The sequence below is a fragment of the Mycobacterium sp. ELW1 genome, assembly GCF_008329905.1.
Classification (GTDB): Bacteria; Actinomycetota; Actinomycetes; order Mycobacteriales; family Mycobacteriaceae; genus Mycobacterium.
The window spans coordinates 2,530,103-2,545,772 of record NZ_CP032155.1 but is presented as its reverse complement, the minus strand read 5'-3'; the positions used below and the strand labels follow the sequence as shown (position 1 = coordinate 2,545,772).

The 15,670-nt window shown below is 69.0% G+C and carries 14 protein-coding genes and 1 pseudogene; 7 read left to right on the top strand and 8 right to left on the bottom strand.

All coding sequences use genetic code 11. The features are described 5' to 3' along the window. Nucleotides 1–57: 57 nt before the first annotated feature. Complete coding sequence (locus D3H54_RS11820) at nucleotides 58–447, bottom strand: polyketide cyclase / dehydrase and lipid transport (RefSeq protein WP_115320507.1); 390 nt, start codon at nucleotides 445–447, stop codon at nucleotides 58–60. Between the two features lie 65 nt (nucleotides 448–512). Here D3H54_RS11820 and D3H54_RS11815 point away from each other — a divergent pair, with 65 nt between their 5' ends. Both D3H54_RS11815 and D3H54_RS11810 read left to right on the top strand, forming a co-directional pair. Beyond that, nucleotides 513–2,312, top strand: a complete 1,800-nt coding sequence (locus D3H54_RS11815) for an AMP-dependent synthetase/ligase (RefSeq protein ID WP_149379196.1) — start codon at nucleotides 513–515, stop codon at nucleotides 2,310–2,312. After that, nucleotides 2,302–2,775, top strand: a complete 474-nt coding sequence (locus D3H54_RS11810; protein WP_210419679.1) for a hypothetical protein — start codon at nucleotides 2,302–2,304, stop codon at nucleotides 2,773–2,775. The genes D3H54_RS11815 and D3H54_RS11810 overlap by 11 nt, the downstream gene beginning before the upstream one ends. Here the strand turns inward: D3H54_RS11810 and D3H54_RS11805 are convergent. From D3H54_RS11805 to D3H54_RS11780, 6 genes are all read right to left on the bottom strand, one after another. Next, nucleotides 2,746–3,873, bottom strand: coding sequence for an acyltransferase family protein (locus D3H54_RS11805; RefSeq protein WP_149379195.1), 1,128 nt, complete (start codon nucleotides 3,871–3,873; stop codon nucleotides 2,746–2,748). The genes D3H54_RS11810 and D3H54_RS11805 overlap by 30 nt on opposite strands. A gap of 45 nt (nucleotides 3,874–3,918) precedes the next feature. Continuing rightward, entirely contained in the window at nucleotides 3,919–4,569 is a 651-nt protein-coding gene (locus tag D3H54_RS11800; RefSeq protein ID WP_286199214.1) for a cutinase family protein, read from the bottom strand. A gap of 11 nt (nucleotides 4,570–4,580) precedes the next feature. Further along, nucleotides 4,581–5,729, bottom strand: coding sequence for a glycosyltransferase family 4 protein (locus D3H54_RS11795; RefSeq protein WP_149379193.1), 1,149 nt, complete (start codon nucleotides 5,727–5,729; stop codon nucleotides 4,581–4,583). 11 nt (nucleotides 5,730–5,740) lie between these two features. Then, nucleotides 5,741–6,556 carry a hypothetical protein gene (locus D3H54_RS11790; protein WP_149379192.1) on the bottom strand — a complete coding sequence of 272 codons (816 nt, stop codon included), beginning with the start codon at nucleotides 6,554–6,556 and terminating at the stop codon, nucleotides 5,741–5,743. A 31-nt stretch (nucleotides 6,557–6,587) separates the two neighbouring features. Beyond that, the gene (gene ripC / locus D3H54_RS11785; RefSeq protein ID WP_149379191.1) at nucleotides 6,588–7,760 is read right to left on the bottom strand and encodes a peptidoglycan hydrolase RipC; all 1,173 of its coding nucleotides are present in this window, start codon (nucleotides 7,758–7,760) and stop codon (nucleotides 6,588–6,590) included. A gap of 177 nt (nucleotides 7,761–7,937) precedes the next feature. Continuing rightward, nucleotides 7,938–8,159, bottom strand: a complete 222-nt coding sequence (locus D3H54_RS11780) for a hypothetical protein (RefSeq protein WP_102805459.1) — start codon at nucleotides 8,157–8,159, stop codon at nucleotides 7,938–7,940. On the opposite strand from D3H54_RS11780, the pseudogene D3H54_RS11775 reads away from it, so the two are divergent. After that, nucleotides 8,128–10,083: pseudogene (locus D3H54_RS11775) on the top strand (DEDD exonuclease domain-containing protein); the annotation flags it as partial. The gene D3H54_RS11780 and the pseudogene D3H54_RS11775 sit on opposite strands and share 32 nt — an antisense overlap. On the opposite strand, the gene trpD reads toward D3H54_RS11775, so the two are convergent. Next, on the bottom strand, nucleotides 10,021–11,103 hold the full coding sequence (gene trpD / locus D3H54_RS31765; protein ID WP_286199213.1) for an anthranilate phosphoribosyltransferase: 1,083 nt from the start codon (nucleotides 11,101–11,103) through the stop codon (nucleotides 10,021–10,023). The pseudogene D3H54_RS11775 and the gene trpD sit on opposite strands and share 63 nt — an antisense overlap. Nucleotides 11,104–11,215: 112 nt before the next feature. Here trpD and ctaE point away from each other — a divergent pair, with 112 nt between their 5' ends. The 4 genes from ctaE to qcrB are packed head-to-tail and all read left to right on the top strand — an operon-like array spanning nucleotide 11,216 to nucleotide 15,523. Further along, a complete protein-coding gene (ctaE, locus tag D3H54_RS11765) occupies nucleotides 11,216–11,827 on the top strand; it encodes an aa3-type cytochrome oxidase subunit III (RefSeq protein WP_149379188.1) in 612 nt (203 codons plus the stop codon). Between the two features lie 11 nt (nucleotides 11,828–11,838). Further along, nucleotides 11,839–12,681, top strand: coding sequence for a cytochrome bc1 complex diheme cytochrome c subunit (gene qcrC, locus D3H54_RS11760; RefSeq protein ID WP_168214840.1), 843 nt, complete (start codon nucleotides 11,839–11,841; stop codon nucleotides 12,679–12,681). Beyond that, nucleotides 12,678–13,832 (top strand): cytochrome bc1 complex Rieske iron-sulfur subunit, encoded by a 1,155-nt coding sequence (qcrA, locus tag D3H54_RS11755; protein WP_149379186.1) that lies wholly within the window; start codon nucleotides 12,678–12,680, stop codon nucleotides 13,830–13,832. Before qcrC ends, qcrA begins: the two co-directional genes overlap by 4 nt. Next, on the top strand, nucleotides 13,829–15,523 hold the full coding sequence (qcrB, locus tag D3H54_RS11750; RefSeq protein ID WP_149379185.1) for a cytochrome bc1 complex cytochrome b subunit: 1,695 nt from the start codon (nucleotides 13,829–13,831) through the stop codon (nucleotides 15,521–15,523). The genes qcrA and qcrB overlap by 4 nt, the downstream gene beginning before the upstream one ends. The last annotated feature ends 147 nt before the right edge of the window (nucleotides 15,524–15,670 follow it).

The following is a 15,670-nucleotide window of genomic DNA, read 5'->3' as shown; positions in this document are numbered from 1 at the left end:
CGGGGTCCGCTCCCTCGGCCACAAAGGTACCCTCCCGCCCGAGGGTCTGACCTGATATCAGGTGCCGGGTGCGACGCCCACCGGGCGGGACGCCTCCAGCGTGGATTTCACCTCGAAGGCCATCCGTTTACCGGCCACCCGGCGCTGATGTGTCAGCTTGGCGAGGTTCATCTTGGCCAGCTGCCAGGCCGCGACGCCGGAGGGCTCGGCGTGCAGAAAATAGTGCAGCAGCACGCCGTCGAGGACCGGCTCCAGCCAGATCTCCATGGTTCCGGTGAGCGGGCCGGTCACCGTCCAGCGCACGCCCTTGTCGGCGCGGTCCTCGACGACCTCGAGGCGCAGGTCCGGCCACCACCGCCGCCAGCTCGCCCGGTCCGCGACCGCGCGCCCGACCGCCGCCGGATCTGCCGCGACAAACGTCTCGTCGGCGACCTGGATGCTGTTCATGCCAACAGCTTCACATATCGGGTGCGCGGGCAGGGTGCCCGGCTGCCGGTGACTACGCTGTTGCCATGCGTGAGTACAACGTTCCGGCGTCGTTCACCATCGGAGAGCACGACAATGTCGTCAGCTCGGTGTACGACCACGAGCGCACCGATCCGAGCTATGTGATCGTGCAGCGGCAGGTCGACGGCGCCTGGACCGACGTGACGTGTGCCGAGGTCGCCGCCCAGATCCGCTCAGCGGCGCTGGGATTGATCGCCGAAGGTGTGCAGGCCGGTGACCGGGTGGCGATCCTGTCGGCGACCCGCTACGAGTGGGTGATCCTCGACTACGCGATCCTGTCCGTCGGCGGGGTGACGGTGCCGATCTACGAGACGTCCTCGGCAGACCAGGTCCGCTGGGTCCTCCAGGACTCCGGCGCGGTGCTGGTGTTCACCGAGACCGAGGCGCACGCGCAGATGGTCAAGGAACTTCACGACGAGCTGCCGGACCTTCGCAAGGCCCGGCGGATCGAGTCCTCGGGCCCCACCGCACTCGACGAGCTGGCCAAGGCCGCCGCCGGTGCGGACCCGGCAGAGCTGGAGCGCCGGCTGACGGCGCTGCGTTCGGCCGACCCGGCGACCTTGATCTACACCTCGGGCACCACCGGCCGGCCCAAGGGCGTCCAGCTCACCCACGCCAACCTGCTCTTCGAAACCCGCGGCACCACAACATGTTTCCCGACGCTGCTGCGCCAGCACGAGCGGCTGCTGGTCTTTTTGCCGTTGGCGCATGTGCTGGCCCGTGCCTTGTCGATGACAGCGTTCGCCAACAAGGTGACACTCGGCTACACCAGCGACATCAAGAACCTGGTGCCGATGCTGCAGTCCTTCAAGCCGACGATCGTGGTGTCTGTCCCGCGAGTGTTCGAAAAGGTCTACAACACAGCCGAATTGAATGCGCGCAACAGCGGCCGGGGCGCGGTTTTCGAGCTGGCCGTCAAGACCGCGATCGCCTACAGCGAGGCCCTGGCCGGCAGTGGCCCCAACCTGCTGCTGAAGCTCGGCCACGCCGTGTTCGACCGACTGGTGTACAGCAAGCTGCGGGCCGCCCTCGGCGGGGACTGCCATGCCGCGATCTCGGGTGGCGCGCCGTTGGGCAAGCGACTCGGCCACTTCTACCGCGGAGCCGGGCTGTCGATCTACGAGGGCTACGGGCTGACCGAGACCAGCGCGGCGATCACGGTGAACCGCATCGGTGAGCTCAAGGTCGGCACGGTCGGAAAGTTGGTGCCGGGCAACAGCATGGCGCTCGCCGAGGACGGCGAGCTGCTGGTCAAAGGTGGCGTCGTGTTCGACGGCTACTGGCGCAACGACAAGGCGACCGGCGAGGCGATCGTCGACGGGTGGTTCCACACCGGGGATCTGGCCAGCATCGACGCCGACGGCTTCGTGTCGATCACCGGCCGCAAGAAGGAGATCATCGTCACGGCGGGCGGCAAGAACGTCGCCCCCGCCGTGCTCGAAGACGCCCTGCGGGCCCATCCGCTGATCAGCCAGGCGATGGCCGTCGGCGACAATCAGCCGTTCATCGGTGCCCTGATCGCCATCGACCCTGAGGCGTTCGAGGGGTGGAAGACCCAGCACGGCAAGGCCGCCGGAGCCACGGTGGGCGACCTGCGCACGGATCCGGATCTGATCGCCGAAGTCGAGATGGCCGTCAAGGACGCGAATCAGCATGTCTCCCATGCCGAATCGATTCGCAAGTTCCGGATCCTGCCGGATGACTTCACGGTGCAGACCGGCGAACTGACCCCGACGCTGAAGGTCAAGCGCAATGTGGTGGCGGAGAAGTTCGCCGACGAGATCGGAGCGATCTATGCGAAATAAGTTCGTTGCTGCCAGTGCGGCCGGGGTGTTCGCCGTGACGGCATCGGTGTTCTCCTGCGGAGTCGCGTCGGCGGACGCCTACGCAGGCGAGACCTACAGCGATGCCGCCAGCGCATTGAGCGGGTCGGGCATGACCGTCGTCGTCGGCGGGCGCGTCGGGTCCGAACTGCCCACCGACGAGTGCATCGTCACCCGGTCGCAGAAGGCACCCTGGGTCAAGGGCAGCAACTTCCAGCAGGTGAACAACACCATGCTGCTGTTCCTGAACTGCAACGCCGCCGTCGCCACGGCAGGCAAGCCCGGCAACTCGGCAGCCAGCCCACAGGGCCAGCAGGCCCTCCGGGACGAGAAGGCCTACGAGTGGAAGAGCACGACCGAGGACGGCGCGCAGTGGTGCGCGGAGAACATGAAGGCCCATCCGGACTGGAATGCCTCAGCGTGGGCCGGCTGCCCCGGCACCTGACCGCACTCCGGTGAGCCGGTGCAGTAGCCAGGCCGGCGGGATGGTGGCGCCCAGCGTCAGCAGGTACAGGCCCGGCAGCGATCCGGTGAACAACGGCCAGCCCAGTACCGCCCCGAACACCACGGCCATCACCAGTACGTGCAGCAGGAAGATCTCGTAGGAGATCTCACCGAGCCAGACCATGGGCCGGCTGGCGAGCAGCCGGTCGAACAGGCCACCCCCGGCCAGCGTCGGCGCCGCCACGACGAGCATCGCGATCGCGGCGTAGAGCAGCGCCCTGGTGACCGCACCGGCCGGCGGAGTGGATACCAGCAGGTACAGCGCCACGGCGGCGGGGATGACGAGCCCGGCCCGCCAGCGCACCCCGATCACCTGCAGGACCGCCACCGCCATCCCGCCTGCGAACGCGGCCAGCTGCGCTGGCAGCCACATTCCCGCCGAATTCGGTAGCCAGTCGGTGCTGTTCAGGACGATCAGCCACACCGGGCTGATCGCGGCCAGGCCCGCCAGCGCGACGAGCAGGCGCCCCGGGCGCCACCGATCGCCGCACACCACCACCAGCAGCAGGTGGGCCAGCAGCGGCAGCGCGACATAGAACGCCGCCTCGACGGCCAGGCTCCAGGTCTGCGACAGGCCCTGATGCAGCGAGGTCAGCAGATAGTTGTCGGTGTAGATCTGGGTCAGCGTGAGGTGGCGGAGCAGACCGATCCAGCTCTGGCCGGGGTTGGGGCCGGTCGAATAGACGGAGTAGACGCCGTAGGCGAGCAGCACCGTGACCACGTAGGCGGGCATCACTCGGCGCAGCCGGCGCTGCGCGTAGGCCGGCGTCGAGGGCGCAGCCCCGCCGGCGGCCGCCGCGGCCACCCATGGACGAAACAGCAGGAAGCCGGAGAGCGCGAAGAAGATCGACACCCCGATCTCCATCCGCGCACACATCAGCCCGAGGTAGCCGTGCGAGAGCGTGCCGGTCGCGAACGCCGCGTGGGTGCCGACAACCAGCAGCGCCGCCAGGGCGCGCAGCCCGGTCAGCGACGCCAGCCGCCCGCGCACCGGCTGCGATGAGCCGGTGCGGAGGTCGAGGTTCGGGCCGGCCAGCACGTCGCGAGGGTAGCCAGCGCACCCGTGAATCTGCTGAGCCGCGACTCAGAGCAGGCCGGCGACGAAGCCGGCCGCCTGGTCGGGGTACGGCGGCAGCTCGTAGTTGCTGTGGGCGGCGCGGTCGAGGCCGGGCGAGCAGATCGGGTCGCCGCCGCTGCAGATGTCGATGGCGCGGCCGGCGAACTGGCCGGTGTTCGACAGCGGCGAGCCGAACCGGGCCCCCGGGTTGCCGAACACCGCGACGGCCGCGATCTGACCGGCGGCGGCCGGCGGCAGCGGCGGAGCCGAACCGATGCTGCCGATCCGCTGACCCACCGGCGGGACACCGGCCAGCATCGACACCGCAGCCGCCCCTTGGGAGAACCCGCCGAGCACCAGGGTGGTCCGCGGGCAGCGCGCACCCATGTCCGCGATGCGGGCGGCCGCGTCGTCGGCACCGGACGCCGCGGCGAGGAAGTTGAAGCTGGCCGGGTAGTTCACCGCGTAGGTGTCCACGCTGCGCCCGTCCAGGCGCGGCGCGAGCGCGTCGGCGAAGGCCTGTCCCACCCGCCCGAGGCCGGGCGGCTCACCGGTGCCGCGGGCGAAGATCACCTCGACGTCGGGGCAGACGTCGGCCGTCGCGGCGCCAACCGGGCCGACGAGGCTTGCCACCGCGGCGAGGACGGCGCCGAACGCGGCAGCCCGGGTTCTGCTCATCTTGAGCATCGTCACATGGCGTGGTCGGCCACGCGCAGGAGTTCGGAAAGCCGTGCGGCGTGCGCCGTCCAGGTCCAGTCCGTCTCGATCCACCGCCTGCCGGTCTCCCCCAGCCGCGCGCCGAGCGCGGGGTCGTCGAGGATGCCCGACACGGCCTCGGTGATCTCCTCGACCGAACGCCCGTCCACCACCCGACCGGTTTCGCCGTCCTTGACCGTCTCGGGCGCACCACCGGAGTCGCCGGCCACCACCGGCACGCCCGCAGCCGACGCCTCCAGGAACACGATGCCGAGCCCCTCCACATCGAGCCCGGAACCCCTTGTGCGGCAAGGCATTGCGAAAACATCAGCCATCGCGTAGTGGGCCGCCAGCTCGGCGCTGGGCACCGCCCCGGTGAACACCACATCGTCGGTGACGCCGACCTGCGCTGCGAGCTTGTGCAGGTCGTCGGCGTAGGGCCCGTTGCCGACGATCACCAGCGCGGCGTCGGGCACCCGGCGGCGGATGCCGGGCAGCGCCTTGATGAGCATGTCCTGGCCTTTGCGCGGCACCAGCCGCGACACGCAGACCACGGTGGGCCGCTCGCCGAGTCCGTAGCGGCTGCGCAGGTCGGCCCGGGCCCCGGGGTCTGGCCGGAAGCGCTCGGTATCGACGCCGGGGGGCAGGTGCTCCAGTGCGGCGTCGGGCCCGAACGCCGAGGCGAACCGGCCTCGGGTGTAGTGACTGACGAATGTCACGACGTCGGTGGTGTCGCCGATGCGGCGCAGCGCGGAACGCGCGATGGGCAGCATCGACCAGCCCACCTCGTGGCCGTGGGTACTGGCCACCACCCGGCGCGCACCGGCGCCGCGGGCCCGGCCTGCGAGCAGCGCCAGCGGGGCGGCGGCACCGAACCACACGGTGCCGATGTCGTGCTCGCGGATCAGTTCGCGCATCCGGCGGTCCACACCGGGCTCGGGCAGCATCAGCGTGCCGGGATGGCGCACGATGCGGTAGCCGGCCGCCCGGTCGTAGGCCTGGGCGTCCTTCCACGTCGGGGCGTAGACCGTGAGCTGGTGTTCGCCACTGTCCGCGAGCCGTCCGACGAATTGCTCCAAGTAGGACTGGATACCGCCCCGACGGGGTGGAAAATCATTGGTGACCAGCAGGACTCGCGTCATCGCCGTACACGCTAGCCGGTCAGCCAGCGCGCCCAGCGGGCACGTAGCTCGGTGGTATCGGTGTCCAGCGCGCGGCGCACGGCCGTCGCGAAGTCGCCGTGGCCGGGCCCGCACGCCTCGGTGTAGAGCCGGCGCAACGCGTCGACGCCGTAGGTGTCGGCCACGAACCGGGCGAACCACCAGGCGCGGTCGTAGCCGTGGACACGCTGCGGTCCGGCGGCGTCGAGGTCGGCGTCGGCGGGTAGCGCGGTGTCCGCGGCAGCGGTCGGGGGCAGCGGCGTCGGCGGGCGAGCCACGAAGTCGGCCACCCCCTCGACCAGCCAGCGCGGCGCATCCAGGGCGGTGTCGGCGCGGGCTGCCAAGTGAAACAGCTCATGGGTCAACACGATTCGCAACGACTGATCACTCATCTCGACGGCGCCGGGGGCGAAGACCATGCGCTGCCCGCTGGCGCGGTGGTGCGCGAGGTCGACCTGGTCGGCAACGGACACCGCGGCGATGTCCTGCCACTGGCCGCGCGGATCCAGGCCGGCCTGGGCGAGGAACTCCTGCTGCGAGCCGGTGGCGATGACGACGATCTCGCGATCCCAGTCGGTGCCCCAGAACCTCTCGACGGCGGCGACGGCGTCGCCGATGTCGCCGGCGATGCGGGTGAGCAACCCGTCGGTCCGGTCCCCACCGAGGCTGATCAGTCGCACGGTGCGGCCGTCGCCGACCACCAGAGGCGACGGTGCGGGAACGGCGGAGCGCGGCGACGGCGGAGTCGCAGCCGGGGCGGCTACCAGTGCCGAGCCACCGAGCAGCTCGGTGATGAGAACGACGGCCAGGACGGCCGCGAGTGCGCGCCGCCGGGGTGCGTCAGTAGCGACGGACGTTGTAGATCGGGGCGTTGTTGACCGGAGAGATCATCACCGGCCGGCCGAACGTCGACGCGTGGACCATCATCCCGTCGCCGATGTAGATCGCCGAGTGCGAGGCGTCGGAGTAGTAGTTCACGACGTCGCCGGGCTGCATCTGGTCCATCGAGACCGGCTGACCGCCCGCGGCCAGTGCCTGGCTGGAATGCGGCAGGAAGATGCCGGCCTGCTGGAAGGCCCACATGACCAGACCTGAGCAGTCGAACTGGTTGGGACCCGATCCACCCCAGACGTAGGGGTCGCCGATTCGGGTCAGCGCCGCCTGCACGGCCACTGCGCCCTGTTCGCCACCCGCGCCGGGGGTCGGTACTGCGGCCATCGGGATCACCTGGGCGGCGTCCGGCGGCGGCGGGGCGTCCGGTGCCGGCGGGAGCGCATCGGGCGGCGGCACATCGTTGAGCGGCGGCAAGCCCTCGGGCGCGGGAGCGGCCAGGATGTCGGCCGGCGGCGGCGGTCCGGGAGCGGCCAGCGCGGTGCGCTGCTCCGGGGTGAGCGTCTGGTAACGCGACTTCACAACTGAGATCTGCACCTGCAGCTGAGACTGCTTGCGCTGCAGGTCGGCGCGGACCGCGGCGGCCTGCTCGGCGGCGGTCTTGGCGTCCTCGGCCGACTTGGCGGATTCGGCCTCGGCCTGGCGCAGCTGCTCGTTCAGCTGGCGGTAGCTCTGCATCTGGGCGGCCATCTCGGTGGCCATCACCCGCTGGACAGCCATCTTGTCGATCAGGCCCTGCGGAGACTCGGCGGTCAGGATCGCGTTCAGGCCGTCGGTGCGGCCGCCCATGTAGACCGCGGCAGCAAATTTGTCGACCGCACCCTGGTAGGTCGCCAACTGGGCCTTTGCGCTGTCAGCTGCGGCGAGGTCGTCGGTGTGCTTCTTCTCCGCAACCGTCTCCACCTGCAGCTTCTTGTCAAGATCGAGCTGAGCGGAATGCATCGACTCGGTGAGCTGTTCTGCCTGTCGTGACAGTTCGTTCAGCTTGGCCACACCGTCTTCGGCGGGGTCGGCATGGGAGGCGCCGGAGATAACGGCGGATAGGACAACGAAGCCCGCAATTCCACCAACTAGAGGGCGTTTGAGAACGCGTTTAGTCAGGTACCTGCGGTCAGAGCTCAAAATTGCGGTCCTTTAAGTGCCGTCGACGTTCATGCATCGAGTGCCTTAGGTCTCGAACAGGTTACGAAATGGCATCGACGTTGTCCAAACGTGGGGCGGAAATTCAGCAGACTCTCAGCCACCCACACCACACCAGTCACAACCTGCCATCCAACGTAGCAGCACGCGGCGTCGGCGCTAGCTGGCCAGCCCCCGCCCGCCGGTGCGGTGGATCGGCACCAACCGCAATTTCGGCGCCAAGCCCGCCTCAGCGAGCACCTCAAGGGCCGCCCGTTCATCCTCCAGCAAAGTTTCCGGGACACCGAGCAATACGCTCACCACACAGTCGCGACAACCAGGGCCGCGCACCGCACAGTCGTCGCAGTCGATGACGACTGGTTCGGCTGGCTCCATTCCCATCTCGGGACTCCTTCTATCGAGTTGGCCGCACGCTATCGCCGGCCACCGACAAGTCCGTCCCCACGGAGTGGCACACCGCCGTTGTCGGTGGGGCTGCTTACCGTCAGTTGCTGTGGCGGCCACACCGATCGATGCTCAGCTGAGCTTCGCCGACGTCGACCCGGAAGCCGACGTATCGCTGCGGGAGACCACCTTCGTGGTGGTCGACCTGGAAACCACCGGCGGGCGGGCCACCGCGTCGGCCGACGGCTCCCGCGACGCGATCACCGAGATCGGCGCGGTCCGGGTCCGTGGCGGTGAGGTGCTCGGCGAGTTCGCCACCCTCGTGGACCCGCAGCGGTCCATCCCCCCGCAGATCGTTCAGCTCACCGGCATCACCACCGCGATGGTCCACGACGCGCCGACCATCGCCGCCGTACTGCCGATGTTCCTCGAATTCGCCCGTGGCGCCGTGCTGGTCGCCCACAACGCCGGATTCGACATCGGCTTCCTGAAGTCCGCCGCCGAGCAGTGCGGCATCCCGTGGCCCCGCCCGCCGGTGCTGTGCACGGTGCGACTGGCCCGCCGCGTGCTGACCCGCGAGGAGGCGCCCAGCGTGCGACTGTCCACGCTGGCCGCGCTGGTCGGCTCCGCCACCAAGCCGACCCACCGAGCGCTCGACGACGCCCGCGCCACCGTCGACGTGCTGCACGCGCTGATCGAGCGGGTCGGCAATCAGGGCGTGCACACCTACACCGATCTGCGCGGGTATCTGCCCAACATCTCGAATGCCCAACGGAGCAAACGGGTTTTGGCCCGCAACCTGCCGCGCAAGCCCGGGGTGTACCTGTTCCGCGGGCCGGCACGCGAAGTGCTCTACGTCGGCACCGCGACCGATCTTCACCGCCGGGTGGGCCAGTACTTCAACGGCGCCGACCCGCGCGGGCGGATGAAGGAGATGGTGGCCCTGGCGACGGCGGTCGACCATGTCGAATGCGCCCACGCGCTGGAAGCCGGGGTGCGTGAGCTTCGGCTGCTGGCCGCGCATGCGCCGCCGTACAACCGCCGGTCCCGCTTTCCGCACCGCTGGTGGTGGGTGGTCCTCACCGACGAGGCGTTCCCACGGCTCTCGGTGGTGCGCGAGCCGCGGCACGACCGCGCGATCGGCCCGTTCCGGTCGCGGGCCGACGCCCTGGATACCGCCGAGCTGATCGCCCGGTTCACCGGTGTGCGCACCTGCACCAGCCGCATCGGCCGCGCGGCCGAGCACGGGCCGTCCTGCCCCGAGCGCGAGGTCTCCCCCTGCCCCGCCCCGCGCGGCATCACCGCCGATCAGTACGCGGCGGCTCCACAGCTGGCGGCCGCGCTGATCGAAGGTCTGGACAACGCCCCGCTCGGTGCGGCCGTCGACCAGGTCGGCGCCCTGGCGCAGAAGTCCCGCTACGAGAGCGCGGCGCGGCTGCGCGACCACATCGCCTCGGCCGTCGACGTGCTGTGGCGGGGGCAGCGGCTGCGCGCTCTGGCCGCGGTCGAGGAAATCGTCGCCGCAGGCCCCGATGGTGCGGGCGGCTGGCAGCTGGCGGTGATCCGGCATGGCCAACTCGCCGCGGCCGGCGTCGCGCCGCGTCGGGTTCCGCCGATGCCCGTGGTCGAAGCCCTGCGAGCAGGCGCGCAGGTGGTGCTCCCCCGGCCGGCGCCCCTGGGCGGCGCGCTCGTCGAAGAAACCGCTCTGATCACACGCTGGCTGAACAGTACGGGCGTGCGAATCGTCAGCGCCACAACGGGTTTGACGTCACCGCTGGCCTCGGCCGGACCGTGGGCACAGTGGGCCTCGGCCGCGCGTTCGGCGCGGTTGGCCGCCGAACAGGCGCAGCGGCTGGACTCAGAGCTGCTGGGTGAACCGCACCCAACGCGCCAGGAGCTGTTCGGCCGCCCCGGAGTCGATCGCCTCCGCGGCGCGAGCCAGCCCGTCCTCCCAGCACGGCAGCCATTCGGCGTGGCTGGATAGTCCGCCGTGGGCGACCATCGCCCCCGCCGCGTTGAGGATCACCGCATCCCGGACCGCGCCCTTCGCGCCGCCGAGCACGTTGCGCGCCTCGTCGGCGTTCTCGTCGGCTTCCCCGCCGATCAGCTCCTCGACCCGGGCCCGCGGGAAACCGAAGCCGAGCGGGTCGAACGTGAGCTTGTCGATGGTGCCTGCCTGCACGCGCCAGATCGTGCTGGTGGTCGTGGTGGTCAGTTCATCGAGGCCGTCGTCGCCGTGCACCACCAGCACACTGCTGCGGCGGGCGGCGAACACCCCGGCCATCACCTCGGCCAGATCGCCGAACGCGCATCCGATCAGGCCTGCGCGCGGCGCGGCCGGATTGGTCAGCGGCCCAAGGAGATTGAAGACCGTGGGCACGCCGATCTCGCGGCGCGGTGGGCCGGCGAACTTGTACGACGGGTGGAACACCGGCGCGAAACAGAACCCGATGCCGACCTCGGCCACACAGCGGGCCACCTCGTCGGGGCCGAGATCGATGCGCACCCCGAGGGCCTCGAGCATGTCGGCCCCGCCGCTCTTGGACGACGCCGCGCGGTTGCCGTGCTTGACCACCGGGACGCCGGCGGCGGCGACCACGATCGAGGCCATCGTCGACAGGTTCACGGTGTTGGCGCGGTCGCCGCCGGTGCCGACGATGTCGACGGTGTCGGTGCCGATCTTGTCGGTGGGCACCATGCGCGCGTATCCGAGCATGGTGTCGGCCAATTCACGTACTTCGGCGGCGGTCGGGCGCTTCATCTTCATCGACACGCCGAAGGCGGCGATCTGAGCCGGTGTCGCGACGCCGCTCATGATCTGGTCCATCGCCCAACCCGCCTGCCCCGGCTCGAGCTCCAGGCAGGCGGTCAACCGGTCCAGGACCTGCGGCCATGACGTATCCGGCGAGCCTTCGCCGGGCGGGGAATGGGGGTGAGTCACGCGCCGATGTTCCCATGCCGCAGGGCATGTCCACACGTCAGTTTTCAGACAGATGTGACCAATTGGCCCCCTGGCTGTACCTCGACAACTACAAAGCGTCATACTTCTTGATGTGACGAGCGCTGTTGGCACTTCGGGAACTGCGATCACATCGCGCGTACATTCGCTGAACCGGCCGAATATGGTCAGTGTTGGCACCATCGTATGGCTTTCCAGTGAGCTGATGTTCTTTGCTGGACTGTTCGCGATGTACTTCACTGCCCGTGCTCAGGCCGGCGGGGTATGGCCGCCACCGCCCACCGAACTGAACCTGTATCAGGCCGTTCCGGTGACGCTGGTGCTGATCGCGTCGTCGTTCACCTGCCAGATGGGTGTGTTCGCGGCCGAGCGCGGTGACGTCTACGGGCTGCGCCGCTGGTACGTGATCACCTTCCTGATGGGCGCCTTCTTCGTGGCCGGCCAGGCCTACGAGTACTACCACCTGGTCACCCACGGCACGACCATCGCGGGCAGCTCCTACGGCAGCGTGTTCTACCTCGCCACCGGATTCCACGGCCTGCACGTGATCGGCGGCCTCGTCGCGTTCGTGCTCCTTCTGATGCGGACCACGATGAGCAAGTTCACGCCTGCGCAGGCGACCGCCGCGATCGTCGTGTCCTACTACTGGCACTTCGTCGACATCGTGTGGATCGCCCTGTTCGCGACGATCTACTTCATCCGATGAGAAGGGGTTCGATGCTCAAGAGATCGGGGCAGCCGAAGTCTCCGATGAGCGACAAGTCGCGTCGCCGGCTTCGTCGCCGCCTGACCGGTGCGGTACTGCTGCTGGTCGGGCTCGGTGTCGCTGGTGGTTTGGCCGCCACGCTGACACCCACACCGCAGGTGGCGGTGGCCGACGAATCGCAGTCCGCACTGTTGCGCACCGGCAAGCAGCTGTTCGACACCTCCTGTGTCACCTGCCACGGCGCCAATCTCCAGGGCGTCGAGGGCCGCGGCCCGAGCCTCATCGGCGTCGGCGAGGCGGCGGTGTACTTCCAGGTGTCGACCGGCCGCATGCCGGCGATGCGCGGCGAAGCCCAGGCCCCGCGGAAGGACCCGATCTTCGACGAGGCCCAGATCGACGCGCTCGGCGCCTACGTGCAGGCCAACGGTGGCGGACCGCTGGTCCCCCGCGACGCCAACGGCCAGATCGCCGACCACTCGCTGCTCGGCAACGACGTCGCCCGCGGCGGCGACCTCTTCCGGCTCAACTGCGCCTCGTGCCACAACTTCACCGGCAAGGGTGGCGCCCTGTCGTCGGGTAAGTACGCGCCCGACCTGGCGCCTGCCACCCCGGCCCAGATCTACACCGCGATGCTGACCGGCCCGCAGAACATGCCCAAGTTCGGCGACCGCCAGCTTTCTCCCGAGGAGAAGAAGGACATCGTCGCCTATGTGCGCATGGCGACTCGCGCACCGGATCCCGGCGGCTACGGCCTCGGCGGGTTCGGCCCCTCATCTGAGGGCATGGCGGCCTGGATCATCGGCATGGTCGCCGTCATCGCGGCGGCGCTGTGGATCGGAGCGAGATCTTCATGAGTGACGTGAATCAGCCCACCGACGAGCAACTCGCTGCGATGTCCCGCGAGGAACTGGTCGAACTCGGCGGCCGGATCGACGGCGTCGAGACCATCCTCAAGGAGCCCCGCTGGCCGGTCGAGGGCACCAGAGCCGAGAAGCGCGCGGCGCGTCTGGTGTCGATCTGGCTGCTGCTCGGCGGCCTGTTCGGTCTGGCGCTGCTGCTGGTGTTCCTGTTCTGGCCGTGGCAGTGGGACGGCTCCAACGAGCGCTCGCTGTCCGAGCTGGCCACCCCGCTCTACGGGCTCACCTTCGGCATGTCGATCCTGGCGATCGGCATCGGCGCGGTGCTCTACCAGAAGAAGTTCATCCCCGAGGAGATCTCGGTCCAGGAGCGCCACGACGGCGCCTCCCCGGAGATCGCGCGCAAGACCGTCGTCGCCAACCTCACCGACGCACTCGAGGGCTCGACGATCAAGCGGCGCAAGCTGGTCGGTCTGTCGCTCGGGATCGGAATGGGCGCATTCGGCGCAGGCACGCTGGTGGCGTTCATCGGCGGGCTGATCAAGAACCCGTGGAAGCCGGTGGTACCCACCGCCGAGGGCAAGAAGGCCGTGCTGTGGACCTCGGGGTGGACCCCGCGGTTCACCGGCGAGACCATCTTCCTGGCGCGCGCCACCGGCCTGCCGGGCGAGTCGCCGTTCGTGAAGTTGCGGCCCGAGGACATCGACGCCGGCGGCATGGAGACGGTGTTCCCGTGGCGTGAGAGCGACGGCGACGGCACCACCGTCGAAAGCCACGAGCGATTGAGCGAAATCGCGATGGGCGTGCGCAATCCGGTGATGCTGATCCGCATCAAGCCGGTCGACATGCCCAAGGTCGTCAAGCGGGCGGGCCAGGAGAGCTTCAACTTCGGCGACCTGTTCGCCTACACCAAGGTCTGCTCGCACCTGGGCTGCCCGGCCTCGCTGTACGAGCAGCAGACCTACCGCATCCTGTGCCCGTGCCACCAATCGCAGTTCGACGCACTGCATTTCGCACGGCCGATCTTCGGTCCGGCTGCGCGCGCGTTGGCGCAGTTGCCGATCACCATTGACAAGGACGGGTATCTGGTCGCCAACGGCGACTTCGCCGAGCCCGTCGGACCCGCATTCTGGGAGCGCACATCATGAGTCCGAAACTCAACGATGCCCTGGCCAAGCAGGGCGACGCCATCGACTCCCGGTACCACCCGTCGGCCGCGGTTCGGCGCCAGCTGAACAAGGTCTTCCCCACGCACTGGTCGTTCCTGCTGGGTGAGATCGCGATGTACAGCTTCATCGTGCTGCTGCTCACCGGCGTGTACCTGACGCTGTTCTTCGACCCGTCGATGGCCGAAGTGACCTATCAGGGTGTGTACCAACCGCTTCGGGGCATCGAGATGTCGAAGGCGTTCGCCTCGACGCTCGACATCAGCTTCGAGGTCCGCGGTGGCCTGTTCGTCCGCCAGATCCACCACTGGGCGGCCCTGCTGTTCGCCGCGTCGATCATGGTGCACCTGGCCCGCATCTTCTTCACCGGCGCGTTCCGCAAGCCGCGTGAGGCCAACTGGGTCATCGGTTCGCTGCTGCTGATCCTGGCCATGTTCGAGGGGTACTTCGGCTACTCGCTGCCCGACGACCTGCTGTCCGGTATCGGCCTTCGCGCGGCGCTGTCCTCGATCACCATGAGCGTGCCGATCGTCGGAACCTGGTTGCACTGGGCGCTGTTCGGCGGTGACTTCCCCTGCGGTGGGGTGGGCTACCAGTGCAGCGCGGTGGGCACCCTGCTCCCCCGGATGTACGCCCTGCACATCCTGCTGATCCCCGGAATCATCTTGGCGCTCATCGGTGTTCACCTGGCGCTGGTGTGGTTCCAGAAGCACACCCAGTTCCCCGGCCCCGGCCGCACCGAGAAGAACGTCGTCGGCGTGCGCGTCATGCCGGTGTTCGCGGTCAAGTCCGGTGCGTTCTTCGCGGTGACCGTCGGCATCCTGGGTCTGATGGGCGGCCTGCTGCAGATCAACCCGATCTGGCAGCTCGGTCCCTACAAGCCGTCTCAGGTGTCGGCAGGCAGCCAGCCCGACTTCTACATGATGTGGACGGAAGGCCTGGCCCGTATCTTCCCGCCGTGGGAGCTCTACCTCGGCCACCACACCATCCCGGCGGCGTTCTGGGTCGCGCTGGTCATGGGTCTGGTGTTCGGGCTGCTGATTGCCTACCCGTTCCTGGAGAAGAAGTTCACCGGGGACACCGCGCATCACAACCTGCTGCAGCGCCCGCGTGACGCTCCGACGCGTACCGCGATCGGTGCGATGGCGATCTCGCTGTACATGGTCTGGACGCTGGCCGCGATGAACGACGTCATCGCGCTGAAGTTCCACATCTCGCTGAACGCGACGACGTGGATCGGCCGGATCGGTTCGCTGGTGCTGCCGCCGCTGGTGTTCTTCATCGCCTACCGCTGGGCGGTCGGCCTGCAGCGCAGTGACCGTGACGTGCTGGAGCACGGCATCGAGACGGGCATCATCAAGCGCCTGCCGCACGGTGCCTACGTCGAGCTGCACCAGCCGCTCGGCCCGGTCGACGACCATGGCCACCCGCTCCCCCTGGAGTACCAGGGCGCGGCTCTGCCGAAGCGGATGAACAAGTTGGGCTCCGGCGGCAAGACCGGCCACGGCAGCTTCCTCACCGCCGATCCGGCATCCGAGGATGCGGCGCTCAACGAGGCCGCACACGCCGCCGAGCACCGCACGCTCACCGCCCTGCGCGAATGGCAGGACAGCGAGTACAGCGGCAACGGAAATGGCAACGGCAACGGAAGTGGCAACGGCCACCACCACTAGCACCATCCAAACGAGAGAACCCCGGGTCCACAGGGCCCGGGGTTCTCTTGTTTGAGCTTGTTGAGTGAGCCGCTCACGTCTCATCCGGCACGCGCAGGTGCGACCTCAGCGCTCACTCAATCGAAGGTGTGCACAAGGAGCGCATCA

Bases quoted from the DNA above. Each gene is read 5' to 3' on its own strand.
- D3H54_RS11820 (WP_115320507.1), bottom strand. From the start codon at position 447: ATGAACAGCATCCAGGTCGCCGACGAGACGTTTGTCGCGGCAGATCCG.
- D3H54_RS11815 (WP_149379196.1), top strand. From the start codon at position 513: ATGCGTGAGTACAACGTTCCGGCGTCGTTCACCATCGGAGAGCACGAC.
- D3H54_RS11810 (WP_210419679.1), top strand. From the start codon at position 2,302: ATGCGAAATAAGTTCGTTGCTGCCAGTGCGGCCGGGGTGTTCGCCGTG.
- D3H54_RS11800 (WP_286199214.1), bottom strand. From the start codon at position 4,569: ATGAGCAGAACCCGGGCTGCCGCGTTCGGCGCCGTCCTCGCCGCGGTG.
- D3H54_RS11795 (WP_149379193.1), bottom strand. From the start codon at position 5,729: ATGACGCGAGTCCTGCTGGTCACCAATGATTTTCCACCCCGTCGGGGC.
- D3H54_RS11780 (WP_102805459.1), bottom strand. From the start codon at position 8,159: ATGGGAATGGAGCCAGCCGAACCAGTCGTCATCGACTGCGACGACTGT.
- qcrC (WP_168214840.1), top strand. From the start codon at position 11,839: ATGCTCAAGAGATCGGGGCAGCCGAAGTCTCCGATGAGCGACAAGTCG.
- qcrA (WP_149379186.1), top strand. From the start codon at position 12,678: ATGAGTGACGTGAATCAGCCCACCGACGAGCAACTCGCTGCGATGTCC.
- qcrB (WP_149379185.1), top strand. From the start codon at position 13,829: ATGAGTCCGAAACTCAACGATGCCCTGGCCAAGCAGGGCGACGCCATC.